Source organism: Shewanella submarina (genome assembly GCF_042646185.1).
Classification (GTDB): Bacteria; Pseudomonadota; Gammaproteobacteria; order Enterobacterales; family Shewanellaceae; genus Shewanella; species Shewanella corallii.
In genome coordinates, this window is sequence record NZ_JBHRTD010000022.1 from 1 (window position 1) to 22,510 (window position 22,510).

The following is a 22,510-nucleotide window of genomic DNA, read 5'->3' on the forward strand; positions in this document are numbered from 1 at the left end:
AGAGCAACCGATGATTTGTTTTCATCGGGTCAGGGCTGCGTATTCTACGCTTTGAAACCCTTTCGTCAAGCGCTTTTTCGAAGATTTTTTTCAAACTCTTCAGAACTTGTCGAACTGACCGGTTAACCGTCTCCAGAGAGCGCTGTGTGCCGTGTCAGTGAGGGCGCATTATAGGGAGCAGAATTATTTGCGCAAGGGGTTAAATAAAGAAAAGTGTATAAAACCGAGCGTTCGACGAAAAATTAAACCAAACGATGAAAAAAGGGGCATTTTACCCCTTTTTATTAGCATTGATGCGCCTTAAACCTTTATCGGCTGAAGAATCGTGTCTCCTGCGAAACTTCAATTGGCTCTTCACCTGAGTCAGATTTAACCAATATCTGGATATCAGTAATGGGGCGATCAAGATAATAAGGATCCACTGCAATACTGATTGGCAAGGTGTATACCTCACCACCTTTAATGGTCACTGATTCCGGACCTATCCATTTATGGTCTTTTAAACCAGTAGCTGACAGCTGATACTCATGGGCCTGCTCTGTCTTGTTCAGGATCTTCAGAGTAAAGGTGTTCTCAATAAAGCCATCCAGATTTTCCCGGTACAGTTGGTTACGGTCACGAATAACATCGATACGTAACGGTGATACAGCAGATACGGCATATATCAATCCCAGAATCATGGCCACCAGCACTACGCCATAACCCACCAGCTTTGGACGCATTACCTTTTCCTGCTTTCCATCCAGCTTGTTCTCTGTGGTGTAACGGATAAGCCCCTTGTCATAACCCATACGATCCATGGTCTGGTCACAGGCGTCGATACAGGCACCACAGTTGATGCACTCATACTGCAAGCCATTACGGATATCGATACCTGTCGGGCAGACCTGCACGCACAGGTCGCAATCGATACAGTCACCCAGCCCCATGGCTTTGGGGTCAGCTTTACGGGAACGTGGGCCACGGGTTTCACCACGCTTGGCGTCATAACCCACTATATAGGTGTTGCGGTCGAACATGGCTGACTGGAATCTGGCATAGGGGCACATGTGCACACACATAATTTCCCGCATCCAGCCAGCATTGCCGTATGTCGCTAAAGTAAAGAAGAATACCCAGAAGTACACGCCACCACCGGCATTCAGGGTAAAGAAGTCGGTATAGAGCTCTGTCGTGGGAACAAAGTAGGACACAAAGGTCATGGAGGTAACCCAGGCAATCAACAACCAAACCAAATGTTTGGCTGTTTTACGCCAGGTTTTATTGAAGTCCCATGGCATCTGGTCCAGCTTGATGCGCTTATTACGGGCCCCCTCCAGCTTTTCTTCTACCCAGATAAAGATAAAGGTCCATACCGTTTGAGGACAGGTATAGCCACACCAAACCCGGCCTAAATAGGTGGTCACAAAGAACAGGGCAAAAGCGGCAATCATAAATACCGCCGCCAGCAGGGTCAGATCCTGGGGCCAGATAGTCAGACCAAATATATGAAACTTCTGTTCACCCAGATTAAACCAGACCGCTTGTCTGTCGCCCCAGGGCAGCCAGGGCAACACCAGGAAAAACAGCATGGCGACCCAGCCCATACGACGACGAAGAGTGGTCCAGTGGCCTTCTACCGCCCTGACATAAATACTATTGCTGGGGTTGAATTTGTCTGCTTTCCCTGCGTCAGGTTGGTGGATCTTGATACGTTGAGAAGGAGACGGCGTTTTTTTATCTGGCTCTGCGCTCATGAATGACAGCCTTTACCACTTTAATATTGTTCGAAAACTGTCTTATTATAGCCGTCATTGTAAATAGAGTTCACCTGATTGGATCAAAATATGAAGGGATGGCTAATATTAGGATTGCTTATTGGTGCTGTTTATTATTTGTATAACAACACAGACGTTTTCGATGAGCAGAAAGCTGAAGCACAGACTCAGTACAGTCAATTACAAAATAAAGTTAAATCCATGACTGGTACTCAGGCTATCAAGAGCAATGATTGGACTGCCAGCATACGCAATCAATTCAGAGACAGAATGAGTAAGTCTGAATTGGAGGAGCTGGAGTTGATTATCAGTGGTCGCGAAACGGTTTCTGACTTTAAAGACAATTTCTGTGAAGACTCGATACCCACTCATCCGGTATTCAACAGGGAAAATACCCGGCTGCTTTGCGATACATTGCCTGATGAAGCCTGAGTTGATCAAAGCTTTTAACTGCGGCAATTGACCCTGCCATTAAATGAGCCTAGCCTTTGACGATTATCACAGTGCAAGGTTAGGCAAACTATGACTGAGCAATCTTCCCGCCAGGTTTCAGATATTTTTGACCCCTCCCTTTGGGAGCAGGTTCCAGGCTTCAATTTCGAAGACATCACCTACCACAGAGCCAAAGATCAGGGCACAGTTCGTATCGCTATCGACCGTCCTGACTGCTTGAATGCGTTCAGACCCAAGACTGTCGATGAGCTGTATATCGCGCTGGACCACGCCCGCCAATGGTCAGACGTTGGCTGCGTGCTGCTGACGGGTAACGGTCCATCAGCCAAAGGTCAGTGGTCTTTCTCTTCAGGTGGTGATCAGCGTATCCGCGGTAAAGACGGCTATAAGTACGAAGGCGCAGAAGCCGGTACTGCCGATATCGCCCGCATGGGTCGTCTGCATATCCTGGAAGTTCAGCGACTGATCCGCTTTATGCCAAAAGTGGTTATCGCCGTGGTTCCGGGCTGGGCAGTAGGTGGGGGACACAGCCTGCACGTTGTGTGTGACCTGACTCTGGCATCCAAAGAGCATGCTGTGTTTAAGCAAACCGACCCGGATGTCGCCAGCTTTGACTCTGGTTACGGCAGCGCCTATCTGGCCAAAATGATAGGTCAAAAACGTGCCCGCGAAATCTTCTTCTGTGGTTTTAACTACAGCGCCGACGAAGCTTTCGATATGGGTATGGTTAACAAGTCAGTACCACATGCAGAGCTGGAAACTGAAGCGCTGCGCTGGGCCAAAGAGATCAACTCCAAGTCGCCAACGGCGATGCGCATGCTCAAGTACGGCTTTAACCTGCCGGACGATGGCCTGGTTGGACAGCAGCTGTTCGCCGGTGAAGCGACTCGTCTGGCCTATGGAACAGATGAAGCACAGGAAGGTCGTGATGCTTTCCTGGAGAAACGCGACCAGGATTTCTCGAAATTCCCCTGGCATTACTGATACCAGCGACGGGTTGACCGCTAAGCCGCTTCAGTTTCATTACTGAGGCGGCTTTTTTATGCACTGCGACGAAATTCCCGATTATATCTATTGCAAAATTCTGTTGGCATGATTAAATGAGAATAATTATCATTTTCAAATCAAATTAACGAGGACGGCACTATGTTGAAGACTATTACTTTCGCGATTCTGCACTTTACCGTGGCATTCAGCGTCACCTATGCACTGACCGGCAGTATTGTTATCGGCAGTGCCATCGCACTGATTGAACCCGCCATTAATACAGTAGCCTTCTATTTCCACGAACTGGTGTGGAAGCGGGTAGAGCAACGTAAGAGCGACCAGATGCTGACTGCCTAAGTCAGCATTCCACCCTTTGATCAATTACCAACTGTGACCCAGCGCCAAATCCCAGCCTTTGGGTTGAACTTACTTAAGTGCAGTTACATCTTATTGAATAACATTCACCAGATAAGATCCCTGCAATGAAAAAACTCACCTGTGCCATGTTGATGCTGTGCTCCCCTTTGGTATTGGCGGATATCACTCCCTCGCCACAACTGCAGCAGATAAGGGCGTTTAAAACCAACTCGCCGCAACTGGTCACCTCAGGCCTGCCTGCCGCCTCTCAATTTAATGAGTTGAGCCAAGCCGGCGTAGATGTCGTGATAAACCTGATGCCTGACAGCAGCAATAGCGAATACCAAAATGAAGCTGAATTGGTCGAACAGGCCGGGATGCAATACGTCTATATTCCGGTAGATTGGAAAAACCCTACCCAGGCAGATCTGCAAGCCTTCTTCGAGGTGATGGATGCCAACAAAGATAAAGACATTCTGCTGCACTGCCTTGCCAACTACCGCGCTTCGGCATTCGCCTATCTGTATCAGCTTAAGCAAGGCAATGCAGTAGCTATGTCAGAAGTGATGACACCCTGGGGTGATGATCTGGCCAGGCATCCACAGTGGCAAAAACTGATTGAGGATTATCAAGCCACACTGAATTGATTCAGCGCCAGATAGAAAAAACCGCCATTACGATTAATGACGGCGGTTTTGTTTTAACTCTTTATCAGCGACTTACTCTACGGTCACTGACTTGGCCAGGTTACGTGGCTGATCCACGTCGGTACCCTTAATCAGAGCCACATGGTAAGACAGCAGCTGCAGCGGAATGGTGTAGATCAGTGGTGCCATAAACTCATCACAGTGAGGAACCGGAATCACCTTCATGGTGTCGTCTGACTCGAACTCCGCATCCTTATCAGCAAATACGTACATCAGGCCGCCACGGGCGCGCACTTCTTCCACGTTGGACTTCAGCTTCTCAAGCAGCTCGTTGTTTGGGGCCACCACAATAACCGGCATATCGGCATCGATAAGTGCCAGCGGGCCGTGCTTCAATTCACCTGATGCATAGGCTTCTGCGTGGATATAGGAGATCTCTTTCAGCTTCAGCGCACCTTCCATGGCAATCGGGTATTGATCGCCACGGCCAAGGAACAGGGCATGGTTCTTGTCGGCAAAGTCTTCCGCCAGGGCAGCAATAGCATCATCCAGTCCCAGCGCCTGCTCTACTTTGGCCGGCATAGATTGCAGCGACTGAGAAATGGCTTTCTGCATCTCGTCGCTCATGCTGTTGTAACGACCCAGCACAGCAGTCAGCATCAACAGACCCGCCAGCTGAACAGTAAAGGCCTTAGTCGACGCCACGCCAATTTCAGCGCCGGCTTTCATCATGTAAGCCATATCAGACTCACGCACCAGAGAGGAACCAGGGGCGTTACAGATAGTCAGAGTAGACTTATAGCCCATCTCTTTGGCCAGACGCAGCGCTGCCAGGGTGTCAGCGGTTTCACCGGACTGAGAAATGGTCACCAACAGGCTGTTGGGGAACATATGAGATTTGCGGTAGCGGAACTCTGAAGCGATTTCCACGTTACAGGATACGCCTGCCCACTCTTCCAGCCAGTAGCGAGCCGCCATGCCAGCGTGGTAACTGGTACCACAGGCAATAATCTGCACGTGCTTGATATCTTTCAGGAACTCGGCAGCATTATCGCCAAAGGCAGTGTCCAACACCTGTTGATTGGCGATACGACCTTCCAGAGTACGGGCCAGCGCCATTGGCTGCTCGTAGATCTCTTTCAGCATATAGTGGCGGTACTCGCCCTTGTCGCCGGCATCATGGGTGATCTCAGACTCTTTCTTTTCGCGGGCAACTGGATTGCCATCGATATCAAAGATACTCACTTCGCGACGGGTGACTTCGGCAACATCGCCCTCTTCCAGGTAGGCGAAGGTACGGGTAACCGGCAGCAGTGCCAACTGATCAGATGCCACAAAGTGCTCACCCAGACCATAACCGATCACCAGAGGACTGCCACTGCGGGCAACGACCAGACGCTCAGGGTCGCGACGGTCGATAACGACTGTGCCATAGGCGCCTTCCAGCTGCTTCACGGTTGCCTGAACTGCCGCCAGCAGAGTGTCGTGACTCTTCAGCTCGTGGTGAACCAAATGGCAGATCACTTCAGTATCTGTGTCCGAAGCGAACTCATAGCCCAGAGCCGTCAGCTGCTCACGCAGCTTGGCGTGGTTTTCAATAATCCCGTTGTGAACCACAGCGATATCGCCACAGGAGATATGTGGGTGGGCGTTGCGTTCGCTTGGCTCACCATGGGTTGCCCAGCGGGTGTGAGCAATACCGGTTCCACCTAGCAGCGGTGACTCTTCCAGCGCAGTAGCCAGTTCCTGTACCTTACCCAGTCGACGGGTACGCTTAAGCTCACCTTCGTGAATAATCGCCACGCCGGCTGAGTCGTAACCACGGTATTCCAGACGCTTCAGACCTTCCAGCAGGATCTCTGCCACATCACGTTGTGCTACCGCACCAACAATTCCACACATAGTCCATTTCCTGTTTAAATGTTTAATCTGTTTGATGGCCTTGCCATCGGGATCAGGCGTTCGCCCAATCCATTAATTGTTAATCCACATAGGGCGCGATAATCACTTCAACGCCCTGGGCCCTGATGGTCTCTGCCGCCTCAACCGGGATTTTGTCATCGGTCACCAGCACATTGACCTTGCTCCAGGGCAGTTCCAGATTGGGGATGATGCGCCCCAGCTTCTGTGACTCCAACATTACGACTACCTCCCGGGAGACCTCAGCCATCACCTGGCTCAAACCTGTCAGTTCATTAAAGGTGGTAGTGCCACGCTCCAGATCCAGGCCATCGGCCCCGATAAACAGCTGATCGAAGTTATAGGATCTCAGCACCTGTTCGGCGACCCGGCCCTGAAACGACTCTGAATGCGGGTCCCAGGTGCCACCAGTCATCAATAGTGTGGGTTCGTTCTCCAAATCCTGAATGGCATTGGCCAGGTTCAGCGAGTTGGTCATCACCAGCAAACCACGCTTGTCACTCAAATGTGGGATCAGGCCGATAGTAGTACTGCCGGAGTCGATAATGATGCGGTTGTGGTCAGCAATCAGTTTGGCCGCCGCCGCTGCAATACTCTGTTTATTGGGAGACTGTTTACGATATCCGCCCTGACTAATGTCCTGGGGAACCGGAATCGCGCCACCGTGACGGCGGAACAAAAGGCCGTTTTTCTCCAGCGCGGTTAAATCCTTACGAATAGTTACCGCAGAGGTTTCGAGTTTGGCAACCAGTTCATCGACACTGACTTCTCCCTGCTCATTCAACAGGTTAAGTATGGTATGTCGTCGTTGTTGAGTATTGCGTTTGGTCATCTAACTTTCGGCTAAGTTTCGTTTCGAAAGCAAATTATATAGAAATGAAACCAAATTGCCAGCGGGGGATAAAACAGACAAGGGCAACATAGTGACCTAATGCTCAGCAGCTGGAGGATTTCAGACAATAAAAAAGCAGCCCGCAGGCTGCTTTTGATACGCAGATTTGAATTTAGTTTTGCAAGCCAGATTAGAACTTGGCTTCAAATGCCAGGCTAACGTTACGTCCCTGACCTATGGTGACTTCTTTGTAGCTGCCGCCATCAACATAATCGGTGTCGAACAGGTTCTTCACGTTCAGACGCAGGTTCATTTCAGTACCCTGCATATCCCAGGTATAAGCGGCGCCCATATCAACACGAACAAAGGCATCTTTCACCACTGAGTTACCCAGGTTGGCATCGGCAGAGGCGTAACGTTCGCCCACGTACTGAGCACCCAGGTTCAGAGCCAGTTGGTCGGTCACTTCGTAACGTGTCCAGATATTGGCAGACCACTTAGGCGCATCGATTGGCGTCAGACCTTCCAGTTCAGGGTCATTCTCATACTTGGCATCCAGGTACATCATGGAGCCTGTGATAAATACTGAGTCAGTCAGCTGACCCTGAGCACCCATTTCAAAACCTTTGTGGTTCTGTTCACCATCCTGAGTTGTGATCTTATCAACATCGCCAACCGGGTTGAGCAGGTCCTGAGTAACAACACGGTTTTCAACGGTAATGTCGAACACAGCTGCAGTCATCAGCAGGCCACCGTCAAACAGTTCCCACTTGGTTCCAATCTCATACTGAGTGCCGTACTCAGGCTTCAGGTTTACGCCATTATTGGCATCTTCTACATCGTTAACCATTCCTTTAGGCATAAAGCTCTTGGAGTAGTTTACATAGATACTGCCGTAATCAGTCGGCTCATAAATCACACCAAACTTGGGAGACAGGGCATAGGCGTTATTACCGGCGCCATCTTTCTTCTGCTCGTCATAGCGAACACCGGCCAGCGCTTTCCAGTTTTCAGTCAGGGTCACCAGATCCTGTACATAGAAACCATAGTGCTTGTATTCAGAGGCAGGCTTTGGGTCCACATTGTGATAGTTCACATTAGGTGAAATCACCTGGCCCGGCATCACAGTGACCTTATCTCCGTACTCAGCCTGCTGCTGGTAGTAGTAGTCCAGCATGTTGGCACCGAACAGGAACTGGTGTTCAAAATCGCCTGTGCTGAAGTTACCGATAAAATCCATATAGGCGGTTTTGTACTGCCAATCATCATGACGATCGAATGGACGTACTGTGTAACCATCTTCAAATGGGTTTTCATTGTAAGTTGGTGAAGAACCAAAACGCTGACGCTCATACATCTGGTGGTTATAACCGGTTTTCATTTTCCAGTTATCATTGATGTGCCACTGCACATCAGCACCTATGTTCTGCACATTGATATCGATAAAGGCCCAGGGCAATTCCCAGATCTTGTCTTCTTCGCCAATCACCTGACCAATCTTGTCGCCAGTGCTGTACAACCAGGCACCTGAGTCCAGGCCGGCTTTATCGGCCGTGTTGTCATATTTAACAGACAGAGTCACATCGTCGGTCAGGTCGAAGTCCAGCGCCAGGAACGTCAGCAAACGATCACGCTCTTTATTCTCACCATTCTGGTACTCGGTCCAGTAAGTGGTGTCCTGCTTAACCAGCATGGTGCGGTAGCGAACTGTACCCTCTTCGTTAACGGCACCACCCGCATCCATCTGGAAACGCAGTGAGCCATATTCGTCAGTATCGACACCAACATTGAACAATGAGTCATATGTAGGCTTTTTGGTAACCATATTGATCAGACCACCCGGGCCGGACTGGCCATACAGCATGGAAGAAGGGCCTTTCAGTACTTCTACCTGCTCCAGGGTTTCAATCGGCTGCACATAGTGAGACCAGTGCTGATGTCCATTGACCAGGAAACCATTACCTGAATCCAAAGCAAAACCGCGGATAGAGAACTGCTGACGGTTCCACTTTTCACTGCCAGCGGTAACAGAAGAGTCGTTACTCAGAACTTCAGCAAGGTTACGGGCCAACTGCTCATCGGTCACAAAATCAGGAATAACGGTTACAGACTGAGGGGTATCCAACAGGTCGATATCACCGCGCATAGCGCCGGATGCATTACTCACCTTGTAATCGTTGAAGGTGTAGCCCATCACGCTGATGCGTTCGATATTGTCTGCACCGACTGCATCATCTGCCAGTGCGGCATTCGCTGCGATTGAAGAGATTACTGCAAGTCCGATACAGGATAACCTGAAAGCCATTTCCTACCTCTGAATGGTTCAATATGGAAGTTGCGAGCAATATAAATGAGAACGATTTACATTTAAACTAATTTTCATAATTTTAGTTAGATTTGGTGATCTTGATCTTTTATATCCGTTAACTCAGATTAAAAATCTGCAGTTTGATTGTTTTTACCAGAAACAAAAAAGCGGCCAGATGGCCGCTTTTTCTATATAACCTGAGCAGTTATGGTTTCTTTACTTTCACTGGACGCTGCCAGTCTGTGAAGTGCTTCTGCTTCACCCGGGTGATCACCAACTCACCATCACCCACATCACGGGTAACAGTCGCACCGGCGCCCACAGTCGCGCCTTTGCCGATAGTCACAGGTGCCACCAATTGGGTATCACTGCCAATAAAGGCCTCATCCTGGATAACGGTCAGGTGCTTATTGGCACCGTCATAGTTACAGGTAATGGTACCGGCACCGATATTCACCCCTTTACCGATTTGCGCATCGCCCAGGTAGGCCAGATGACCCGCCTTGGAGCCTTCACCCAGTACTGCCTTCTTCATTTCGACAAAGTTGCCTATGTGGGCATCTTTATGCAGCTCTGCACCCGGACGCAGACGGGCAAAAGGACCGGCACTGGCATCTTCTGCCAGTGTGGCACTTTCCACTATGGTATAAGGTTTAATTTCTGCGTTATCAGCAATGCTGCAGTCTTTCAAAATGGCACCCGCACCAATGGTCACATTGTTACCCAGTACCACCTTGCCTTCGAAGATCACGTTAACGTCGATCATCACATCCATTCCCACGGTCACTTCACCACGGATATCGATACGGCCTGGGTCACGCAGATTGGCACCATTGAGCATCAGCTTCTCAGCTTCACGGGCCTGATAGGCACGTTCAAGTGCGGCCAGTTGCACACGGTTGTTGGCGCCTTCCACTTCAATGGCAGACTGCGGCTGAGCCGTGGTGATCTCAACACCTTCTTTGTGCGCCATGGCGATAATGTCAGTCAGATAGTATTCGCCCTGAGCATTGTTATTGGACAGGTTAGCCAGCCAGGTTTTCAGCTGCTTGCCCGGCAGTGCCATAATACCGGTATTGATCTCTTTAATGGCCAGCTGTTCGGCGTTGGCATCTTTCTGCTCAACAATGCCAATCACCTTGCCTTCCCAGTTACGCTCAATACGACCATAACCGGTAGGGTTATCCAGATTCACTGTCAGAATAGCCAGACCATTTTCCGGCTTTGCAGCCAGCAGGGCATCCAGAGTGGATTGCTGGATAAGCGGCACATCGCCGTACAGAACCAGTACGGTATCGTCATCACTGATATTGTCATTGGCCTGAGCCACCGCATGACCAGTTCCCAACTGCTCTGCCTGCAGTACCCAGTTCAGCGGCTGCTCACCGAGCGTCTGCTTTAAGGTGTCGCCACCATAGCCATATACCAGATTAATCTGGGCGGCATCCATGGCGCGAGCGGTATCAATCACATGCTGCACCATGCTCTTGTGAGCAATTTTGTGCAGAACCTTGGGTAGATCTGAGCGCATCCGGGTACCTTTCCCGGCGGCCAAAATGACGACATTCAGTGACATAGCGAAATCCTTTAAACACAACTGGCGAAAGTGTAGCGGAAATTAGCTTTAAAAGCAGTGCATCCATCGACAGGCTCGAATAACAGATACAAAAAAGGCGTCCCGAGGGACGCCTTTTACAGCAACATTCACCTTAGCGGCTGATGTTCTTCTTGATGGTCTCAACGACACGCAGCTGAGCCAAGGCCTGAGCCAGCTCAACAGCAGCTGTTGCATAGTCAAAGTCAGCACCTGCGTTGGCCATATCGGCCTCTGCACGACGCTTGGCTTCAACAGCCGCAGCTTCATCAATGTCTTCGGCACGCACGACCACGTCAGCCAATACAGCTACAGAAGAAGGTTGAACTTCCAGCATACCGCCGGACAGATAAAACAGTTCTTCTTTGCCATGTTGTTTGACGATACGCACCATGCCAGGTTTGATACGGGTCAGCAGCGGAGTGTGACCAGGCAAAATACCCAGCTCACCTTCAGCACCAGTTACCTGCAGGGTTTCCACCAAGCCGGAAAAGATACTTGCTTCTGCACTTACGATATCAAGATGTACTGTCATGGCTGCCATCCTGTTCTCCTTAAAGAATCAAGCTAAAGCCTGATTATTTCTTGTTAGCGCGCTCGATAACTTCATCGATAGAGCCAGCCATGTAGAACGCCTGCTCTGCGATGTGATCGAATTCGCCATCCAGGATGCCCTTGAAGCCACGAATAGTGTCTTTCAGAGAAACATACTTACCTGGAGAACCGGTAAAGACTTCTGCCACGAAGAACGGCTGAGACAGGAAACGCTCGATTTTACGCGCGCGAGACACAGTCATCTTGTCGTCGTCAGACAGTTCGTCCATACCCAGAATCGCAATGATATCTTTCAGCTCTTTGTAGCGCTGCAGTACAGTCTGAACACCGTTTGCCACGTCATAGTGCTCTTGGCCAACAACCTGTGGATCCAGCTGACGAGAGGTGGAATCCAGTGGGTCAACCGCTGGGTAAATACCCAGAGAAGCGATTTGACGAGACAGTACCACGGTCGCATCCAAGTGAGCGAAGGTGGTAGCAGGGGATGGGTCAGTCAAGTCATCCGCTGGTACGTATACTGCCTGAACAGAGGTAATAGACCCTGTCTTGGTAGAAGTAATACGTTCCTGCAGAACACCCATCTCTTCAGCCAGAGTTGGCTGATAACCTACTGCAGAAGGCATACGACCCAGCAGTGCTGATACTTCGGTACCAGCCAGGGTGTAACGGTAGATGTTGTCCACGAACAACAGTACGTCTTTACCTTCGTCACGGAACTTCTCGGCCATAGTCAGACCGGTCAGAGCAACACGCAGACGGTTACCTGGAGGCTCGTTCATCTGACCGTAAACCATGGCTACTTTATCCAGTACGCCAGATTCCTGCATTTCGTAGTAGAAGTCGTTACCTTCACGGGTACGCTCACCTACACCGGCAAATACAGACAGACCAGAGTGGGCTTTTGCGATGTTGTTGATCAGTTCCATCATGTTAACTGTCTTACCAACACCAGCACCACCGAACAGACCTACTTTACCACCCTTGGCGAACGGACATACCAGGTCGATAACCTTGATGCCTGTTTCCAGCAGTTCAGTAGTATTGGACTGATCTTCATAGGAAGGAGCTTCACGGTGAATGATGTAACGCTCTTCTTCACCGATAGGGCCCGCTTCGTCTACTGGCTCACCCAATACGTTCATAATACGGCCCAGAGTTGCAGTGCCTACTGGCACCATAATTCCAGAACCTGTGTTTTCCACTTCGATACCACGACGCAGACCATCAGAAGAACCCATGGCAATGGTACGAACTACACCACCACCCAGCTGCTGCTGAACTTCCAGCACCAAGCCGTTACAGGAACCTTCACCTGTGATCTTCAGAGCGTCATATACCTGAGGTACGGCATCATGTGGAAACTCAACGTCCACAACCGCGCCAATTACTTGGACAACAGTACCTGTGCTCATGATTAATCCTCTAAAACTTGTATTCGTTACCTTGCTTATACCGCAGCGGCACCAGAAACAATTTCCGACAGTTCCTGCGTAATAGCAGCCTGACGAGCTTTGTTGTACACCAGTTGCAGGTTGTCAATCAGGTTACCGGCGTTGTCAGTTGCAGCCTTCATCGCCACCATACGGGCAGCCTGTTCAGATGCAATGTTTTCTACAACACCTTGATAAACCTGAGACTCTACATAACGCACCAACAGAGTATCCAAAAGTTCTTTTGGATCTGGCTCGTATACGTAGTCCCAACGGTGTTCCCGGTCGTACTCTTCGGATTTCGGCAAAGGTAGCAGTTGCTCGATCACGGGAGCCTGAGTCATGGTGTTTACAAACTTGTTGTACACCACGTACAGACGATCCAGCTTGCCTTCGTCGTAAGCCTGCAGCATGACGCGCACAGTACCGATGAGTTCTGCCAACGTAGGGGCATCACCCAGGCCGGAAGCCTGTGCTGCGACTTGTCCGCCATAGCTCTTGAAGAACTGTACACTTCGGGCACCAATGGCACAGAATTCGACTTCCGCACCTTGCTGCTTCCAGTTCTTCACGTCTGCGACAACCTTTTTGAACAGGTTGACGTTCAGACCACCACAAAGACCGCGGTCGGTGGCTACAACAATGTAGCCCACTCGCTTGGCTTCTCTTTCTTCCAAGTAAGGATGCTTGTACTCAAGAGAGCCCTGCGCCACGTGACCGATCACCTTACGCATAATTTCTGCATAGGGGCGGCTGCTGGACATGCGCTCATTAGCTTTGCGCATTTTACTGGCAGCTACCATTTCCATGGCAGAAGTGATCTTCTGAGTGTTCTGAACACTCGCGATCTTGGTTTTAATCTCTTTTGCGCCGGCCATCTCTACTCTCCAATCTGGACCTTGAGGTGCCTAAGTGGCACCTCGACGATTTTTACCAGGTTTGGGTTTCCATGAACTTATCGAGGCCAGCTTTCAGTTCACCTTCGATGTCGGCGTTATAGTCGCCAGTCTCGTTGATGTTCTTCATCAGCTCAGCGTGCTCGCTGTTCATGAAAGAGAGCAGGGATGCTTCGAAGCTACCGATCTTCTTCAGCTCAATGCCCTTCAGGTAGCCTTTTTCAGCAGCGAAGATAACAACGCCCTGGTCAGCTACGCTCATAGGAGCATATTGCTTCTGCTTCATCAGTTCGGTAACACGCTCACCGTGCTCCAGCTGGGCACGAGTTGCATCGTCAAGATCAGATGCAAACTGTGAGAACGCAGCAAGCTCTCGATACTGTGCCAGTGCGGTACGGATACCACCGGACAGTTTCTTGATAATCTTGGTCTGGGCTGCACCACCTACACGGGATACCGAGATACCTGGGTTAACAGCTGGACGCAGGCCAGAGTTAAACAGGTCGGTTTCCAGGAAGATCTGACCGTCAGTAATAGAAATTACGTTGGTTGGTACGAACGCAGATACGTCACCCGCCTGGGTTTCAATGATAGGCAGAGCGGTCAAAGAACCAGTCTTACCTTTCACTTCGCCGTTGGTGAACTTCTCTACATACTCCTCGTTTACACGAGAAGCGCGCTCCAGCAGACGGGAGTGCAGATAGAAAACGTCACCTGGGTATGCTTCACGACCTGGTGGACGACGCAGCAACAGAGAGATTTGACGGTATGCAACAGCCTGCTTAGACAGGTCATCGTATACGATCAGGGCATCTTCACCGCGGTCACGGAAGTATTCACCCATGGCACAACCAGAGTATGGTGCCAGGTACTGCAGGGCAGCTGCTTCAGAAGCAGAGGCTACAACCACGATGGTGTTAGCCAGAGCGCCGTGCTCTTCCAGTTTGCGAACCACGTTAGCGATAGTAGAAGCTTTCTGACCAACAGCTACATACACACACTTAATGCCGGAATCTTTCTGGTTAATGATCGCGTCGATCGCCATAGCTGTTTTACCAGTCTGACGGTCACCAATGATCAATTCACGCTGACCACGACCGATTGGGATCATGGAGTCAACGGCTTTATAACCAGTTTGTACTGGCTGGGATACCGATTTACGGTCAATAACGCCTGGCGCGATCATCTCAACAGGAGAGAACCCATCGTTGTCGATAGGACCTTTACCGTCGATTGCTTCACCCAGTGTGTTAACCACACGGCCCAACAGACCACGGCCTACTGGAACTTCCAGAATACGACCAGTGGTTTTAACTTTGGCGCCTTCTGCCAGATCGGCATAAGGGCCCATAACTACGGCACCGACACTATCACGTTCAAGGTTCAACGCGATGGCATAACGGTTGCCAGGCAGTTCGATCATTTCACCCTGCATTACATCGGCCAGGCCGTGTACGCGGATGATGCCGTCGCTAACTGCAACGATAGTACCTTCGTTGCGTGCTTCGCTGACAACTTCGAACTGCTCGATCCGCTGCTTAATCAGATCGCTGATTTCAGTGGAATTCAGTTGCATGCTCAAACTCCCAATTACGACTGCAGCTTATCAGACAGGCGGTTTAGTTTTCCGCGGACCGAGCCATCAATGACCAGGTCTCCTGCCGTGATAATCACACCGGCGATCAGGCCGGCATCTATGCTGCAGTTCAGCTTAACTTTGCGTGCGAGACGTTTCTCAAGGGAAACACTAATCTGCTGCTGTTGCTCTGCGGTGAGCTCAGCGGCTGAAACCACATTGGCTTCAATCTCTTTTGCCCACTCATTGCGGAAATCCGCATAGAGTTTTGCAACAGCGGGTAGTACACCCAAACGTCCGTTTTCAGCCATCACCTTCAGCAGGTTTTGACCGTGCGTATCGACTTGCTCACCACAAACACTGATAAACAGTGAAGCGAGCTGGTTGCTGGCCATAGAGCCAGTCAACAGTGGTTGCATGGATTCGTTTTCACTCACCAATGCAGCGAAGCCAAGCATTTCTGCCCACTTCTCCACCGCCTGTTGTTCGACAGCAAAGTCAAAAGCGGCCTTAGCGTAAGGGCGAGCAATGGTGGTTAACTCAGCCATAACTCCACTCCCTTATCAAATTTCAGCGACGAGTTTATTAACGATATCGCTGTGGGCGGCTTCATCAATCGAACGCTCGAGGATCTTCTCAGCACCGGTTAGGGCGAGAGCAGCAACCTGCTTACGCAGTTCCTCTTTCACGCGATTACGCTCAGCTTCAATTTCTGCTTTACCCTGAGCGATGATTTTCGCACGCTCAGCGTCTGCCTCTGCTTTGGCTTCTTCAACGATTTGATTTTTGCGCTTGTTAGCAGCTTCGATAATTTCGTTGGCAGCGGCCTTGGCATCTTTGAGTTGCTCGGTCGCTTTAGACTGAGCCAGCTCCAGGTCTTTAGCAGCGCGGTCAGCGTCCGCCAGACCGTCAGCGATCTTCTTTTGGCGCGCTTCGATAGCGTTAATGAGCGGTGGCCACACGAACTTCATGCAGAACCACACAAACAACATAAACGATATCAACTGGCCTAATAAGGTAGCGTTAATGCTCATAACGACACACCTCCTCTATTCGGGAAAACCGGATTAGCCTACCAACTGACCAACGAATGGGTTCGCGAATACGAAGAACAGTGCCACACCAACTGCGATCATAGAAATCGCATCGAGCAGACCAGCAACGATGAACATTTTAGTTTGCAGAGCAGGAGCCAGTTCAGGCTGACGAGCAGAAGCTTCCAGGAACTTACCACCCAGGATAGCAAAGCCGATAGCAGTACCCAGAGCAGCCAGGCCAATCATCAAAGCAACAGCAATAGCGGTAAAGCTGATTACAGTTTCCATTATTCTCTCCGTAAAAAATAAGCTAACAAATTTAAAGCTGAAAAATTATTAGTGATCTTCATGTGCCATGCTGAGGTAAACCACAGTCAGCATCATGAAAATAAACGCCTGCAATACGATGACCAGGATGTGGAAAATAGCCCAAGGCACGGACAGTGCAAATTGGCTCCACCAAGGCATCAATGCAATCAGAATAAAGATCAACTCCCCTGCATACAGGTTACCAAACAGACGCAGTGCCAAAGAGATTGGCTTTGCAATCAAAGTCACAGTTTCCAGAACCAGGTTCACAGGAATCAGTGCCCAATGATTGAACGGCTGCAATGTCAGTTCCTTAACGAAACCAGACACGCCCTTGACCTTAATGCTGTAGTAAACAATCAACAGGAACACGCCGATGGATAGACCAAAGGTAATGTTCAAATCGGTTGTAGGTACAATCTTGAGGTAAGGAACGCCCATGAGGTAGGCGGCATGAGGAATAAAGTCAACAGGAACCAAGTCCATCAAGTTCATCAGGAAAACCCAGACGAAGATGGTCAGGGCAAGCGGTGCGATAACAGGGTTGCGACCGTGGAATGAGTCACGAACGATGCCATCAATAAATTCCACCATCATTTCAACGAAACATTGAAACTTAGTTGGAACGCCTGCTGTTGCCTTTTTGCCTGCTCTGTAGAACAACCACAGGAACAAGCCTCCCAAGCCAACTGAGAACAGGAGTGAGTCGACGTGCCAAGTCCAGAATCCTTCACCCACTGCCAAGTTGGTCAGGTGATGCTGGATATAACTGGAAGCAGTTAATTCACCTTCAGCAGCCATTTTTCATCCCGTTTTTTTGTTGAAAAGGAAAGGTGCTATCCAATGCACTGCTAAGGCCAAAGTGTAGGTGGTAAACAAAGGCGCGAAATCTACCTTGAAGCCCGCGAACACGATACAAAACAATGCTATTGTTAACAGCAACTTAATCGCCTCCCCCCAGTAGAAAGTTTTTATAACCTTCCCTGATTGACTCGCTCCCATATGGGAAAAAGCGAGGGTGGCGAACACGAAATTGGGAAGCACTGCAATAACCATCCCGGCTAAAGCAGAAAGACCATGCTGTACTCCCCAAAGCACGAAGAAGAGAACCGAAGCCCCCCCGGCTACCGCCGCCTGCATCAACACCAATTTGTATGCTGACCACCGGCCACGACGCGCCAAAATCTTACTCAACTTCTCATCTCCGCAATTTGCCTTTTGTTTATTGGTTTAGATGACCGGATGTCGAAAATCCGGTCAAAGTCAAGGTACAAAAAGCTTGCGAAAGTATACCGTTTCAAGCCTTAGATGCAACTTCGACATAAGTAAAAACGGCACTTTAAACGTGATGGAGCGCCAAACTTTAGAAAATCCAACCTTAACAAAGGTCACAAAATTACATAAAGGTGTTTTAACCTATGAAATTTAATGAATTTTGCTAAGAATTCCGTCCAGTTCAGCGAGATTTTGGAAGTTAATTACGACTTTTCCACGACCTTTTTGGTTGTGATTGATGGAAACTTTTGCACCCAGTCGCTCAATTAACTGGGTCTCCAAACGGCTTACATCGGGATCTTTAACTGTTTTTTCGGCGACTTCAGCAGGATTTAGTGTCTTATTCACTAATCGTTCGGTATCACGAACTGTAAGTTCTTTGGAAGCAACCAATCTTGCCAGCTCAGTTTGCTGATCACCGTCGATTCCGAGCAGGGCACGGGCGTGTCCCATATCGATATCGCCATTTTCCAACATACGTTTCACCGGTTCGTTGAGACTGTTCAAACGCAGCAGGTTAGTGACCGTGGTACGGGATTTTCCCACAGCGGCTGCCACTTGTTGGTGAGTAAGTTCAAACTCTTCGATTAAACGATTCAGGGCGATAGCTTCTTCCATGGCATTGAGATCTTCACGCTGGATGTTTTCAATCAGCGCTATGGCCACAGCAGACTCATCAGGTACGTCTTTTATCAGACATGGCACCTTGTCCAGGCCAGCCAGCTGAGAAGCTCGCCAGCGACGCTCACCGGCAATGATTTCAAATTCGGTGGCAGATACAGGGCGTACCACGATAGGCTGGATAATCCCCTGCACCCGAATAGATTCAGCCAGCTCTTCCAGTGCCTCTGGAGACATATCTTTACGGGGCTGGTATTTACCCGGACGCAAAAGATCCAGATCCAACTGTCGCAGCTCACCGTTTTCATCCGACCCGGGCTTTACATCGGCCTGAGTCTGGGTTTCCAGCTTCTTGCTGGCCGCATGACTGGTACTCAGCAGAGCATCCAGGCCCTTACCCAGTCCACGTTTTTTCATTGTCATGGTTATTCCTTAAGCCTGCATTGCCTGCTGTTGCTGCTCTGAACGACGAATAATTTCCCCGGCAAGAGCCAGATAGGCCTTGGCTCCGGCGCTGGACTTGTCGTAATACATGGCCGGCGCACCAAAGCTTGGCGCCTCAGCAAGACGAATATTGCGGGGGATAACAGTGCGGTATACCTTGTCGCCAAAGTGCTGCTTGAGCTGCTCGGAAACATCGTTGGCCAGACGGTTACGGGGATCGTACATGGTGCGCAGAATCCCTTCGATCGCCAGCGTCGGATTAACCATGGCAGCCAGCTTGCCTATGGTATCAAGCAGGGCTGTCAGGCCCTCCAGCGCGTAGTATTCGCACTGCATAGGTACCAAAACAGAGTCAGCTGCAGACATGGCGTTCACTGTCAGCATATTCAGTGAAGGCGGGCAGTCGATAAAGATAAAATCATACTCGTCCCTGACAGCCGCCAGTGCATTGCGCAGGCGGACTTCCCGGGCGAAAAATTCCATCAGTTTGATTTCGGCAGCGGTCACATCGCCATTACCGGCGATCAGATCATATTTGCCTGAAGTGTTGCGGATGACTACGTCATCGAAAGGTTTTTCCTCTACCAACAACTCATAAGCTGTGTTTTCAACTTCATATTTGTCGACGCCACTGCCCATGGTCGCGTTGCCCTGAGGATCCAGGTCAATCAGCAATACCTTGCGCTTGGTCGCCGCCAATGATGCGGCCAAATTTACACATGTAGTTGTTTTTCCGACGCCTCCCTTCTGGTTGGCTACGGCAATTACCTTACCCACAATGTCACCCTGTCAGTCATTGCTTGCCCGAATAGTCCCTTGGGTACAAGTTGCTTGATGTGTGCACAGATTGCAACTTGTACAGGCTTGTTTGGCAAACAAGTTATTATTCTTTCACTATTTTCAGCAGATGCCGCTGTTCATCCAGCGCGGGAACCTGCAAAGCGATTGTGTCTTTTAATTCAAAGCCGGCGGGTATGCTGGCCATCTCGTCATCCGCCAACTGACCTTTGAGAGCATAGAATACTCCATTTTCAGCTGGCAAATGGTGACACCAGTTGAGCATATCGTCGACGGAGGCAAAAGCCCGGCTCAATACACCATCAAATCTCAGCTCCGGCTGATAGGCTTCAACCCGGCTTTCAGTTGGCACTATGTTGTCCAGACCCAGCTCAAACTGTACCTGTTTCTGAAAGCGGATACGCTTTCCCAGGCTGTCCAGTAGCACAAAAGTTTTATCCGGGTTCAAAATCGCCAATGGGATCCCAGGCAAGCCAGGTCCGGTGCCAACATCAATAAATCGATCGCCCTGAAGATGAGGCGATACCACCAGAGAATCTAAAATGTGCCGAACCAGCATCTGCTCTGGATCCCGCACTGAGGTCAGGTTATAGGCTTTATTCCATTTGTTAAGCAGGGCAACAAAGTCCAGAAGTTGCTGTTTTTGCTTGTCCGTGGCCTGGATATTGGCTTCGGCCAGATAAGCATCGAGTTGAGCTGCTAGCACAGGGAGTCCCCTTTAAAAATCGCGACAAATATTATGTATCTGGAGATAAACAAAGGGAAGCGTATCGCTTCCCTTGTAAGGTATCAGCTGCAGTCTACAGCTCAGGCGCTTTTACGCAGCAGACCACGCTTTTTCAAATGCACCAGCAAAATGGAGATAGCAGCTGGCGTAACGCCTGAAATCCGGGAAGCCTGACCTATGGTTTCTGGCTTGTGAGAGTTCAGCTTGGCAGTCACTTCGTTGGACAGTCCAGGCACTTCAGCATAATCAAGATCCATCGGCAAACGGGTATTCTCATTGCGCTGATGTTTGTTGATCTCATCCTGCTGACGCTGGATATAGCCCGCGTATTTCACCTGGATTTGAACCTGCTCAGCAGCATAAGGATCTTCCAGGCCTGGACCAAAACCTTCAATGCCAACCAGTTTCTGGTAATCCATTTCCGGACGACGCAGCAGATCTTCAAATGAAGCTTCGCGGGAAATTGGTGTATTCAGATGCGGATTCAGATGCTCAACCAAAGGTGAATTCACATGTACCCACTGACTGCGCAAGCGCTGAAGTTCCTGTTCAATGGAATCACGCTTCTCATTGAACTTCGCCCAACGGTGATCATCAATCAGACCCAATTCACGACCTTTTTCGGTCAAACGCAGATCAGCATTGTCTTCACGCAGCAACAAACGGTATTCGGCGCGGCTGGTGAACATACGGTAGGGCTCTTTGGTACCCAGAGTAGACAGATCGTCAACCAGTACGCCCAGGTACGCTTCATCACGGCGAGGGGCCCAGGATTCTTTGCCCTGAACCTGAAGTGCCGCGTTGGTACCGGCCAGCAGCCCCTGAGCACCGGCTTCTTCATAACCTGTGGTGCCGTTGATCTGACCAGCGAAGAACAAGCCATCAATGGTCTTGGTTTCCAGAGAGTTTTTCAGATCTCTTGGATCGAAGTAATCATATTCGATCGCGTAACCCGGACGGATGATCTCAGCATTTTCCATCCCTTTGATGGAGCGAACCAGATTCAGCTGTACGTCAAATGGCAGACTGGTGGAGATGCCATTTGGATAGATTTCTGTGGTTGTCAGGCCTTCAGGTTCGATAAAGATCTGGTGTGAACTCTTATCGGCAAAACGGTGGATCTTGTCTTCAATACTTGGGCAGTAACGTGGACCAATTCCCTCAATCACACCTGAGTACATAGGACTTCTGTCCAAACCACCCCGAATAATATCGTGAGTGCGCTCATTGGTATGGGTGATAAAACAGGAGATCTGTTGTGGATGCTGGTTAACATCACCGATGAAAGACATTACCGGCAGGGGATCATCACCTTTCTGCTCAATCATCTGAGAGAAATCAATAGTTCTGGCATCGATACGTGGAGGAGTACCAGTCTTAAGGCGACCAACACGAATAGGCAGCTCACGCAGACGCTGTGCCAGTGCCATAGCAGGTTGATCACCGGCGCGACCACCACCATAGTTTTCCAGACCAATATGAATACGGCCACCCAGGAAAGTACCAGTTGTCAGTACCACTGCAGGAGCTTCAAATGCCAGTCCCATCTGAGTGACAGCACCGATCACCTTGCCATTTTCAACCACAAGATCATCAACTGCTTGCTGGAAGATCTTCAGGTTTGGCTGGTTCTGCAGGATCGTCAGGATCGCCTGTTTATACAGAGCGCGATCTGCCTGAGCACGGGTAGCGCGCACAGCAGGGCCTTTGGATGAGTTCAGAGTACGGAACTGGATACCTGACAAGTCTGTTGCGGTAGCCATAGCACCACCCAGAGCATCAATCTCTTTAACCAGATGGCCTTTGCCGATCCCACCAATAGCCGGATTACAGGACATCTGTCCCAGCGTATCTACGTTGTGAGTCAACAGCAGGGTTTTACAACCCATTCGAGCAGAGGCCAATGCGGCTTCAGTTCCGGCATGACCACCACCTACAACAATTACATCAAACCGTTCATGAAAATGCATGACACTGCCTTCGATTA

The 22,510-nt window shown here is 49.9% G+C and carries 22 protein-coding genes; 4 read left to right on the forward strand and 18 right to left on the reverse strand.

What is annotated here, in order from left to right; translation table 11 throughout:
* Nucleotides 1–308: 308 nt before the first annotated feature.
* Nucleotides 309–1,736 (reverse strand): cytochrome c oxidase accessory protein CcoG, encoded by a 1,428-nt coding sequence (ccoG, locus tag ACFOE0_RS22440; RefSeq protein ID WP_248937760.1) that lies wholly within the window; start codon nucleotides 1,734–1,736, stop codon nucleotides 309–311.
* Between the two features lie 90 nt (nucleotides 1,737–1,826).
* Between ccoG and ACFOE0_RS22445 the strand changes: the two genes are divergently transcribed.
* The 4 genes from ACFOE0_RS22445 to ACFOE0_RS22460 all read left to right on the forward strand — a co-directional run bounded on the left by ACFOE0_RS22445 (nucleotide 1,827) and on the right by ACFOE0_RS22460 (nucleotide 4,201).
* Nucleotides 1,827–2,189 (forward strand): hypothetical protein, encoded by a 363-nt coding sequence (locus ACFOE0_RS22445; protein WP_248937759.1) that lies wholly within the window; start codon nucleotides 1,827–1,829, stop codon nucleotides 2,187–2,189.
* A gap of 90 nt (nucleotides 2,190–2,279) precedes the next feature.
* Nucleotides 2,280–3,194 carry a 1,4-dihydroxy-2-naphthoyl-CoA synthase gene (locus tag ACFOE0_RS22450; RefSeq protein ID WP_248937758.1) on the forward strand — a complete coding sequence of 305 codons (915 nt, stop codon included), beginning with the start codon at nucleotides 2,280–2,282 and terminating at the stop codon, nucleotides 3,192–3,194.
* A gap of 162 nt (nucleotides 3,195–3,356) precedes the next feature.
* Complete coding sequence (locus ACFOE0_RS22455) at nucleotides 3,357–3,554, forward strand: DUF2061 domain-containing protein (RefSeq protein ID WP_248937757.1); 198 nt, start codon at nucleotides 3,357–3,359, stop codon at nucleotides 3,552–3,554.
* Between the two features lie 125 nt (nucleotides 3,555–3,679).
* Nucleotides 3,680–4,201: a protein tyrosine phosphatase family protein gene (locus ACFOE0_RS22460; RefSeq protein WP_248937756.1), complete on the forward strand. Its 522-nt coding sequence runs from the start codon at nucleotides 3,680–3,682 to the stop codon at nucleotides 4,199–4,201.
* A 72-nt stretch (nucleotides 4,202–4,273) separates the two neighbouring features.
* Here ACFOE0_RS22460 and glmS read toward each other — a convergent pair whose 3' ends face one another.
* The 17 genes from glmS to mnmG all read right to left on the reverse strand — a co-directional run bounded on the left by glmS (nucleotide 4,274) and on the right by mnmG (nucleotide 22,493).
* Nucleotides 4,274–6,103: a glutamine--fructose-6-phosphate transaminase (isomerizing) gene (gene glmS / locus ACFOE0_RS22465; protein ID WP_248937755.1), complete on the reverse strand. Its 1,830-nt coding sequence runs from the start codon at nucleotides 6,101–6,103 to the stop codon at nucleotides 4,274–4,276.
* A gap of 79 nt (nucleotides 6,104–6,182) precedes the next feature.
* Entirely contained in the window at nucleotides 6,183–6,953 is a 771-nt protein-coding gene (locus tag ACFOE0_RS22470) for a DeoR/GlpR family DNA-binding transcription regulator (RefSeq protein WP_248937754.1), read from the reverse strand.
* 190 nt (nucleotides 6,954–7,143) lie between these two features.
* The gene (locus tag ACFOE0_RS22475) at nucleotides 7,144–9,258 is read right to left on the reverse strand and encodes a TonB-dependent receptor (RefSeq protein ID WP_248937753.1); all 2,115 of its coding nucleotides are present in this window, start codon (nucleotides 9,256–9,258) and stop codon (nucleotides 7,144–7,146) included.
* 208 nt (nucleotides 9,259–9,466) lie between these two features.
* Nucleotides 9,467–10,837 carry a bifunctional UDP-N-acetylglucosamine diphosphorylase/glucosamine-1-phosphate N-acetyltransferase GlmU gene (gene glmU, locus ACFOE0_RS22480; RefSeq protein ID WP_248937752.1) on the reverse strand — a complete coding sequence of 457 codons (1,371 nt, stop codon included), beginning with the start codon at nucleotides 10,835–10,837 and terminating at the stop codon, nucleotides 9,467–9,469.
* Nucleotides 10,838–10,970: 133 nt separating this feature from the next.
* A complete protein-coding gene (locus ACFOE0_RS22485) occupies nucleotides 10,971–11,399 on the reverse strand; it encodes a F0F1 ATP synthase subunit epsilon (protein ID WP_115138903.1) in 429 nt (142 codons plus the stop codon).
* 34 nt (nucleotides 11,400–11,433) lie between these two features.
* Complete coding sequence (gene atpD / locus ACFOE0_RS22490; protein WP_248937751.1) at nucleotides 11,434–12,822, reverse strand: F0F1 ATP synthase subunit beta; 1,389 nt, start codon at nucleotides 12,820–12,822, stop codon at nucleotides 11,434–11,436.
* 35 nt (nucleotides 12,823–12,857) lie between these two features.
* Nucleotides 12,858–13,718 carry a F0F1 ATP synthase subunit gamma gene (gene atpG, locus ACFOE0_RS22495; RefSeq protein ID WP_115138905.1) on the reverse strand — a complete coding sequence of 287 codons (861 nt, stop codon included), beginning with the start codon at nucleotides 13,716–13,718 and terminating at the stop codon, nucleotides 12,858–12,860.
* A gap of 52 nt (nucleotides 13,719–13,770) precedes the next feature.
* Entirely contained in the window at nucleotides 13,771–15,312 is a 1,542-nt protein-coding gene (atpA, locus tag ACFOE0_RS22500; protein ID WP_248937750.1) for a F0F1 ATP synthase subunit alpha, read from the reverse strand.
* A 14-nt stretch (nucleotides 15,313–15,326) separates the two neighbouring features.
* Nucleotides 15,327–15,860: a F0F1 ATP synthase subunit delta gene (gene atpH / locus ACFOE0_RS22505; RefSeq protein WP_248937749.1), complete on the reverse strand. Its 534-nt coding sequence runs from the start codon at nucleotides 15,858–15,860 to the stop codon at nucleotides 15,327–15,329.
* A 15-nt stretch (nucleotides 15,861–15,875) separates the two neighbouring features.
* Nucleotides 15,876–16,346 (reverse strand): F0F1 ATP synthase subunit B, encoded by a 471-nt coding sequence (atpF, locus tag ACFOE0_RS22510; protein WP_248937748.1) that lies wholly within the window; start codon nucleotides 16,344–16,346, stop codon nucleotides 15,876–15,878.
* Nucleotides 16,347–16,379: 33 nt separating this feature from the next.
* Nucleotides 16,380–16,637, reverse strand: a complete 258-nt coding sequence (atpE, locus tag ACFOE0_RS22515) for a F0F1 ATP synthase subunit C (protein WP_115138909.1) — start codon at nucleotides 16,635–16,637, stop codon at nucleotides 16,380–16,382.
* Nucleotides 16,638–16,685: 48 nt separating this feature from the next.
* Entirely contained in the window at nucleotides 16,686–17,459 is a 774-nt protein-coding gene (atpB, locus tag ACFOE0_RS22520; protein ID WP_248937747.1) for a F0F1 ATP synthase subunit A, read from the reverse strand.
* A gap of 3 nt (nucleotides 17,460–17,462) precedes the next feature.
* Complete coding sequence (locus tag ACFOE0_RS22525; RefSeq protein WP_115138911.1) at nucleotides 17,463–17,852, reverse strand: ATP synthase subunit I; 390 nt, start codon at nucleotides 17,850–17,852, stop codon at nucleotides 17,463–17,465.
* Nucleotides 17,853–18,083: 231 nt separating this feature from the next.
* Entirely contained in the window at nucleotides 18,084–18,977 is an 894-nt protein-coding gene (locus tag ACFOE0_RS22530) for a ParB/RepB/Spo0J family partition protein (RefSeq protein WP_115138912.1), read from the reverse strand.
* Nucleotides 18,978–18,986: 9 nt separating this feature from the next.
* Nucleotides 18,987–19,775, reverse strand: a complete 789-nt coding sequence (locus ACFOE0_RS22535) for an AAA family ATPase (RefSeq protein ID WP_115138913.1) — start codon at nucleotides 19,773–19,775, stop codon at nucleotides 18,987–18,989.
* Between the two features lie 106 nt (nucleotides 19,776–19,881).
* Nucleotides 19,882–20,502, reverse strand: coding sequence for a 16S rRNA (guanine(527)-N(7))-methyltransferase RsmG (rsmG, locus tag ACFOE0_RS22540; protein WP_248937746.1), 621 nt, complete (start codon nucleotides 20,500–20,502; stop codon nucleotides 19,882–19,884).
* 101 nt (nucleotides 20,503–20,603) lie between these two features.
* A complete protein-coding gene (gene mnmG, locus ACFOE0_RS22545) occupies nucleotides 20,604–22,493 on the reverse strand; it encodes a tRNA uridine-5-carboxymethylaminomethyl(34) synthesis enzyme MnmG (protein WP_248937745.1) in 1,890 nt (629 codons plus the stop codon).
* Nucleotides 22,494–22,510 lie beyond the last annotated feature (17 nt).

Excerpts from the sequence above, each read along its gene's own strand:
- ccoG (WP_248937760.1), bottom strand. The coding sequence starts at position 1,736 with ATGAGCGCAGAGCCAGATAAAAAAACGCCGTCTCCTTCTCAACGTATC.
- ACFOE0_RS22445 (WP_248937759.1), top strand. The coding sequence starts at position 1,827 with ATGAAGGGATGGCTAATATTAGGATTGCTTATTGGTGCTGTTTATTAT.
- ACFOE0_RS22450 (WP_248937758.1), top strand. The coding sequence starts at position 2,280 with ATGACTGAGCAATCTTCCCGCCAGGTTTCAGATATTTTTGACCCCTCC.
- ACFOE0_RS22455 (WP_248937757.1), top strand. The coding sequence starts at position 3,357 with ATGTTGAAGACTATTACTTTCGCGATTCTGCACTTTACCGTGGCATTC.
- ACFOE0_RS22460 (WP_248937756.1), top strand. The coding sequence starts at position 3,680 with ATGAAAAAACTCACCTGTGCCATGTTGATGCTGTGCTCCCCTTTGGTA.
- glmS (WP_248937755.1), bottom strand. The coding sequence starts at position 6,103 with ATGTGTGGAATTGTTGGTGCGGTAGCACAACGTGATGTGGCAGAGATC.
- ACFOE0_RS22470 (WP_248937754.1), bottom strand. The coding sequence starts at position 6,953 with ATGACCAAACGCAATACTCAACAACGACGACATACCATACTTAACCTG.
- ACFOE0_RS22475 (WP_248937753.1), bottom strand. The coding sequence starts at position 9,258 with ATGGCTTTCAGGTTATCCTGTATCGGACTTGCAGTAATCTCTTCAATC.
- glmU (WP_248937752.1), bottom strand. The coding sequence starts at position 10,837 with ATGTCACTGAATGTCGTCATTTTGGCCGCCGGGAAAGGTACCCGGATG.
- ACFOE0_RS22485 (WP_115138903.1), bottom strand. The coding sequence starts at position 11,399 with ATGGCAGCCATGACAGTACATCTTGATATCGTAAGTGCAGAAGCAAGT.
- atpD (WP_248937751.1), bottom strand. The coding sequence starts at position 12,822 with ATGAGCACAGGTACTGTTGTCCAAGTAATTGGCGCGGTTGTGGACGTT.
- atpG (WP_115138905.1), bottom strand. The coding sequence starts at position 13,718 with ATGGCCGGCGCAAAAGAGATTAAAACCAAGATCGCGAGTGTTCAGAAC.
- atpA (WP_248937750.1), bottom strand. The coding sequence starts at position 15,312 with ATGCAACTGAATTCCACTGAAATCAGCGATCTGATTAAGCAGCGGATC.
- atpH (WP_248937749.1), bottom strand. The coding sequence starts at position 15,860 with ATGGCTGAGTTAACCACCATTGCTCGCCCTTACGCTAAGGCCGCTTTT.
- atpF (WP_248937748.1), bottom strand. The coding sequence starts at position 16,346 with ATGAGCATTAACGCTACCTTATTAGGCCAGTTGATATCGTTTATGTTG.
- atpE (WP_115138909.1), bottom strand. The coding sequence starts at position 16,637 with ATGGAAACTGTAATCAGCTTTACCGCTATTGCTGTTGCTTTGATGATT.
- atpB (WP_248937747.1), bottom strand. The coding sequence starts at position 17,459 with ATGGCTGCTGAAGGTGAATTAACTGCTTCCAGTTATATCCAGCATCAC.
- ACFOE0_RS22530 (WP_115138912.1), bottom strand. The coding sequence starts at position 18,977 with ATGACAATGAAAAAACGTGGACTGGGTAAGGGCCTGGATGCTCTGCTG.
- mnmG (WP_248937745.1), bottom strand. The coding sequence starts at position 22,493 with ATGCATTTTCATGAACGGTTTGATGTAATTGTTGTAGGTGGTGGTCAT.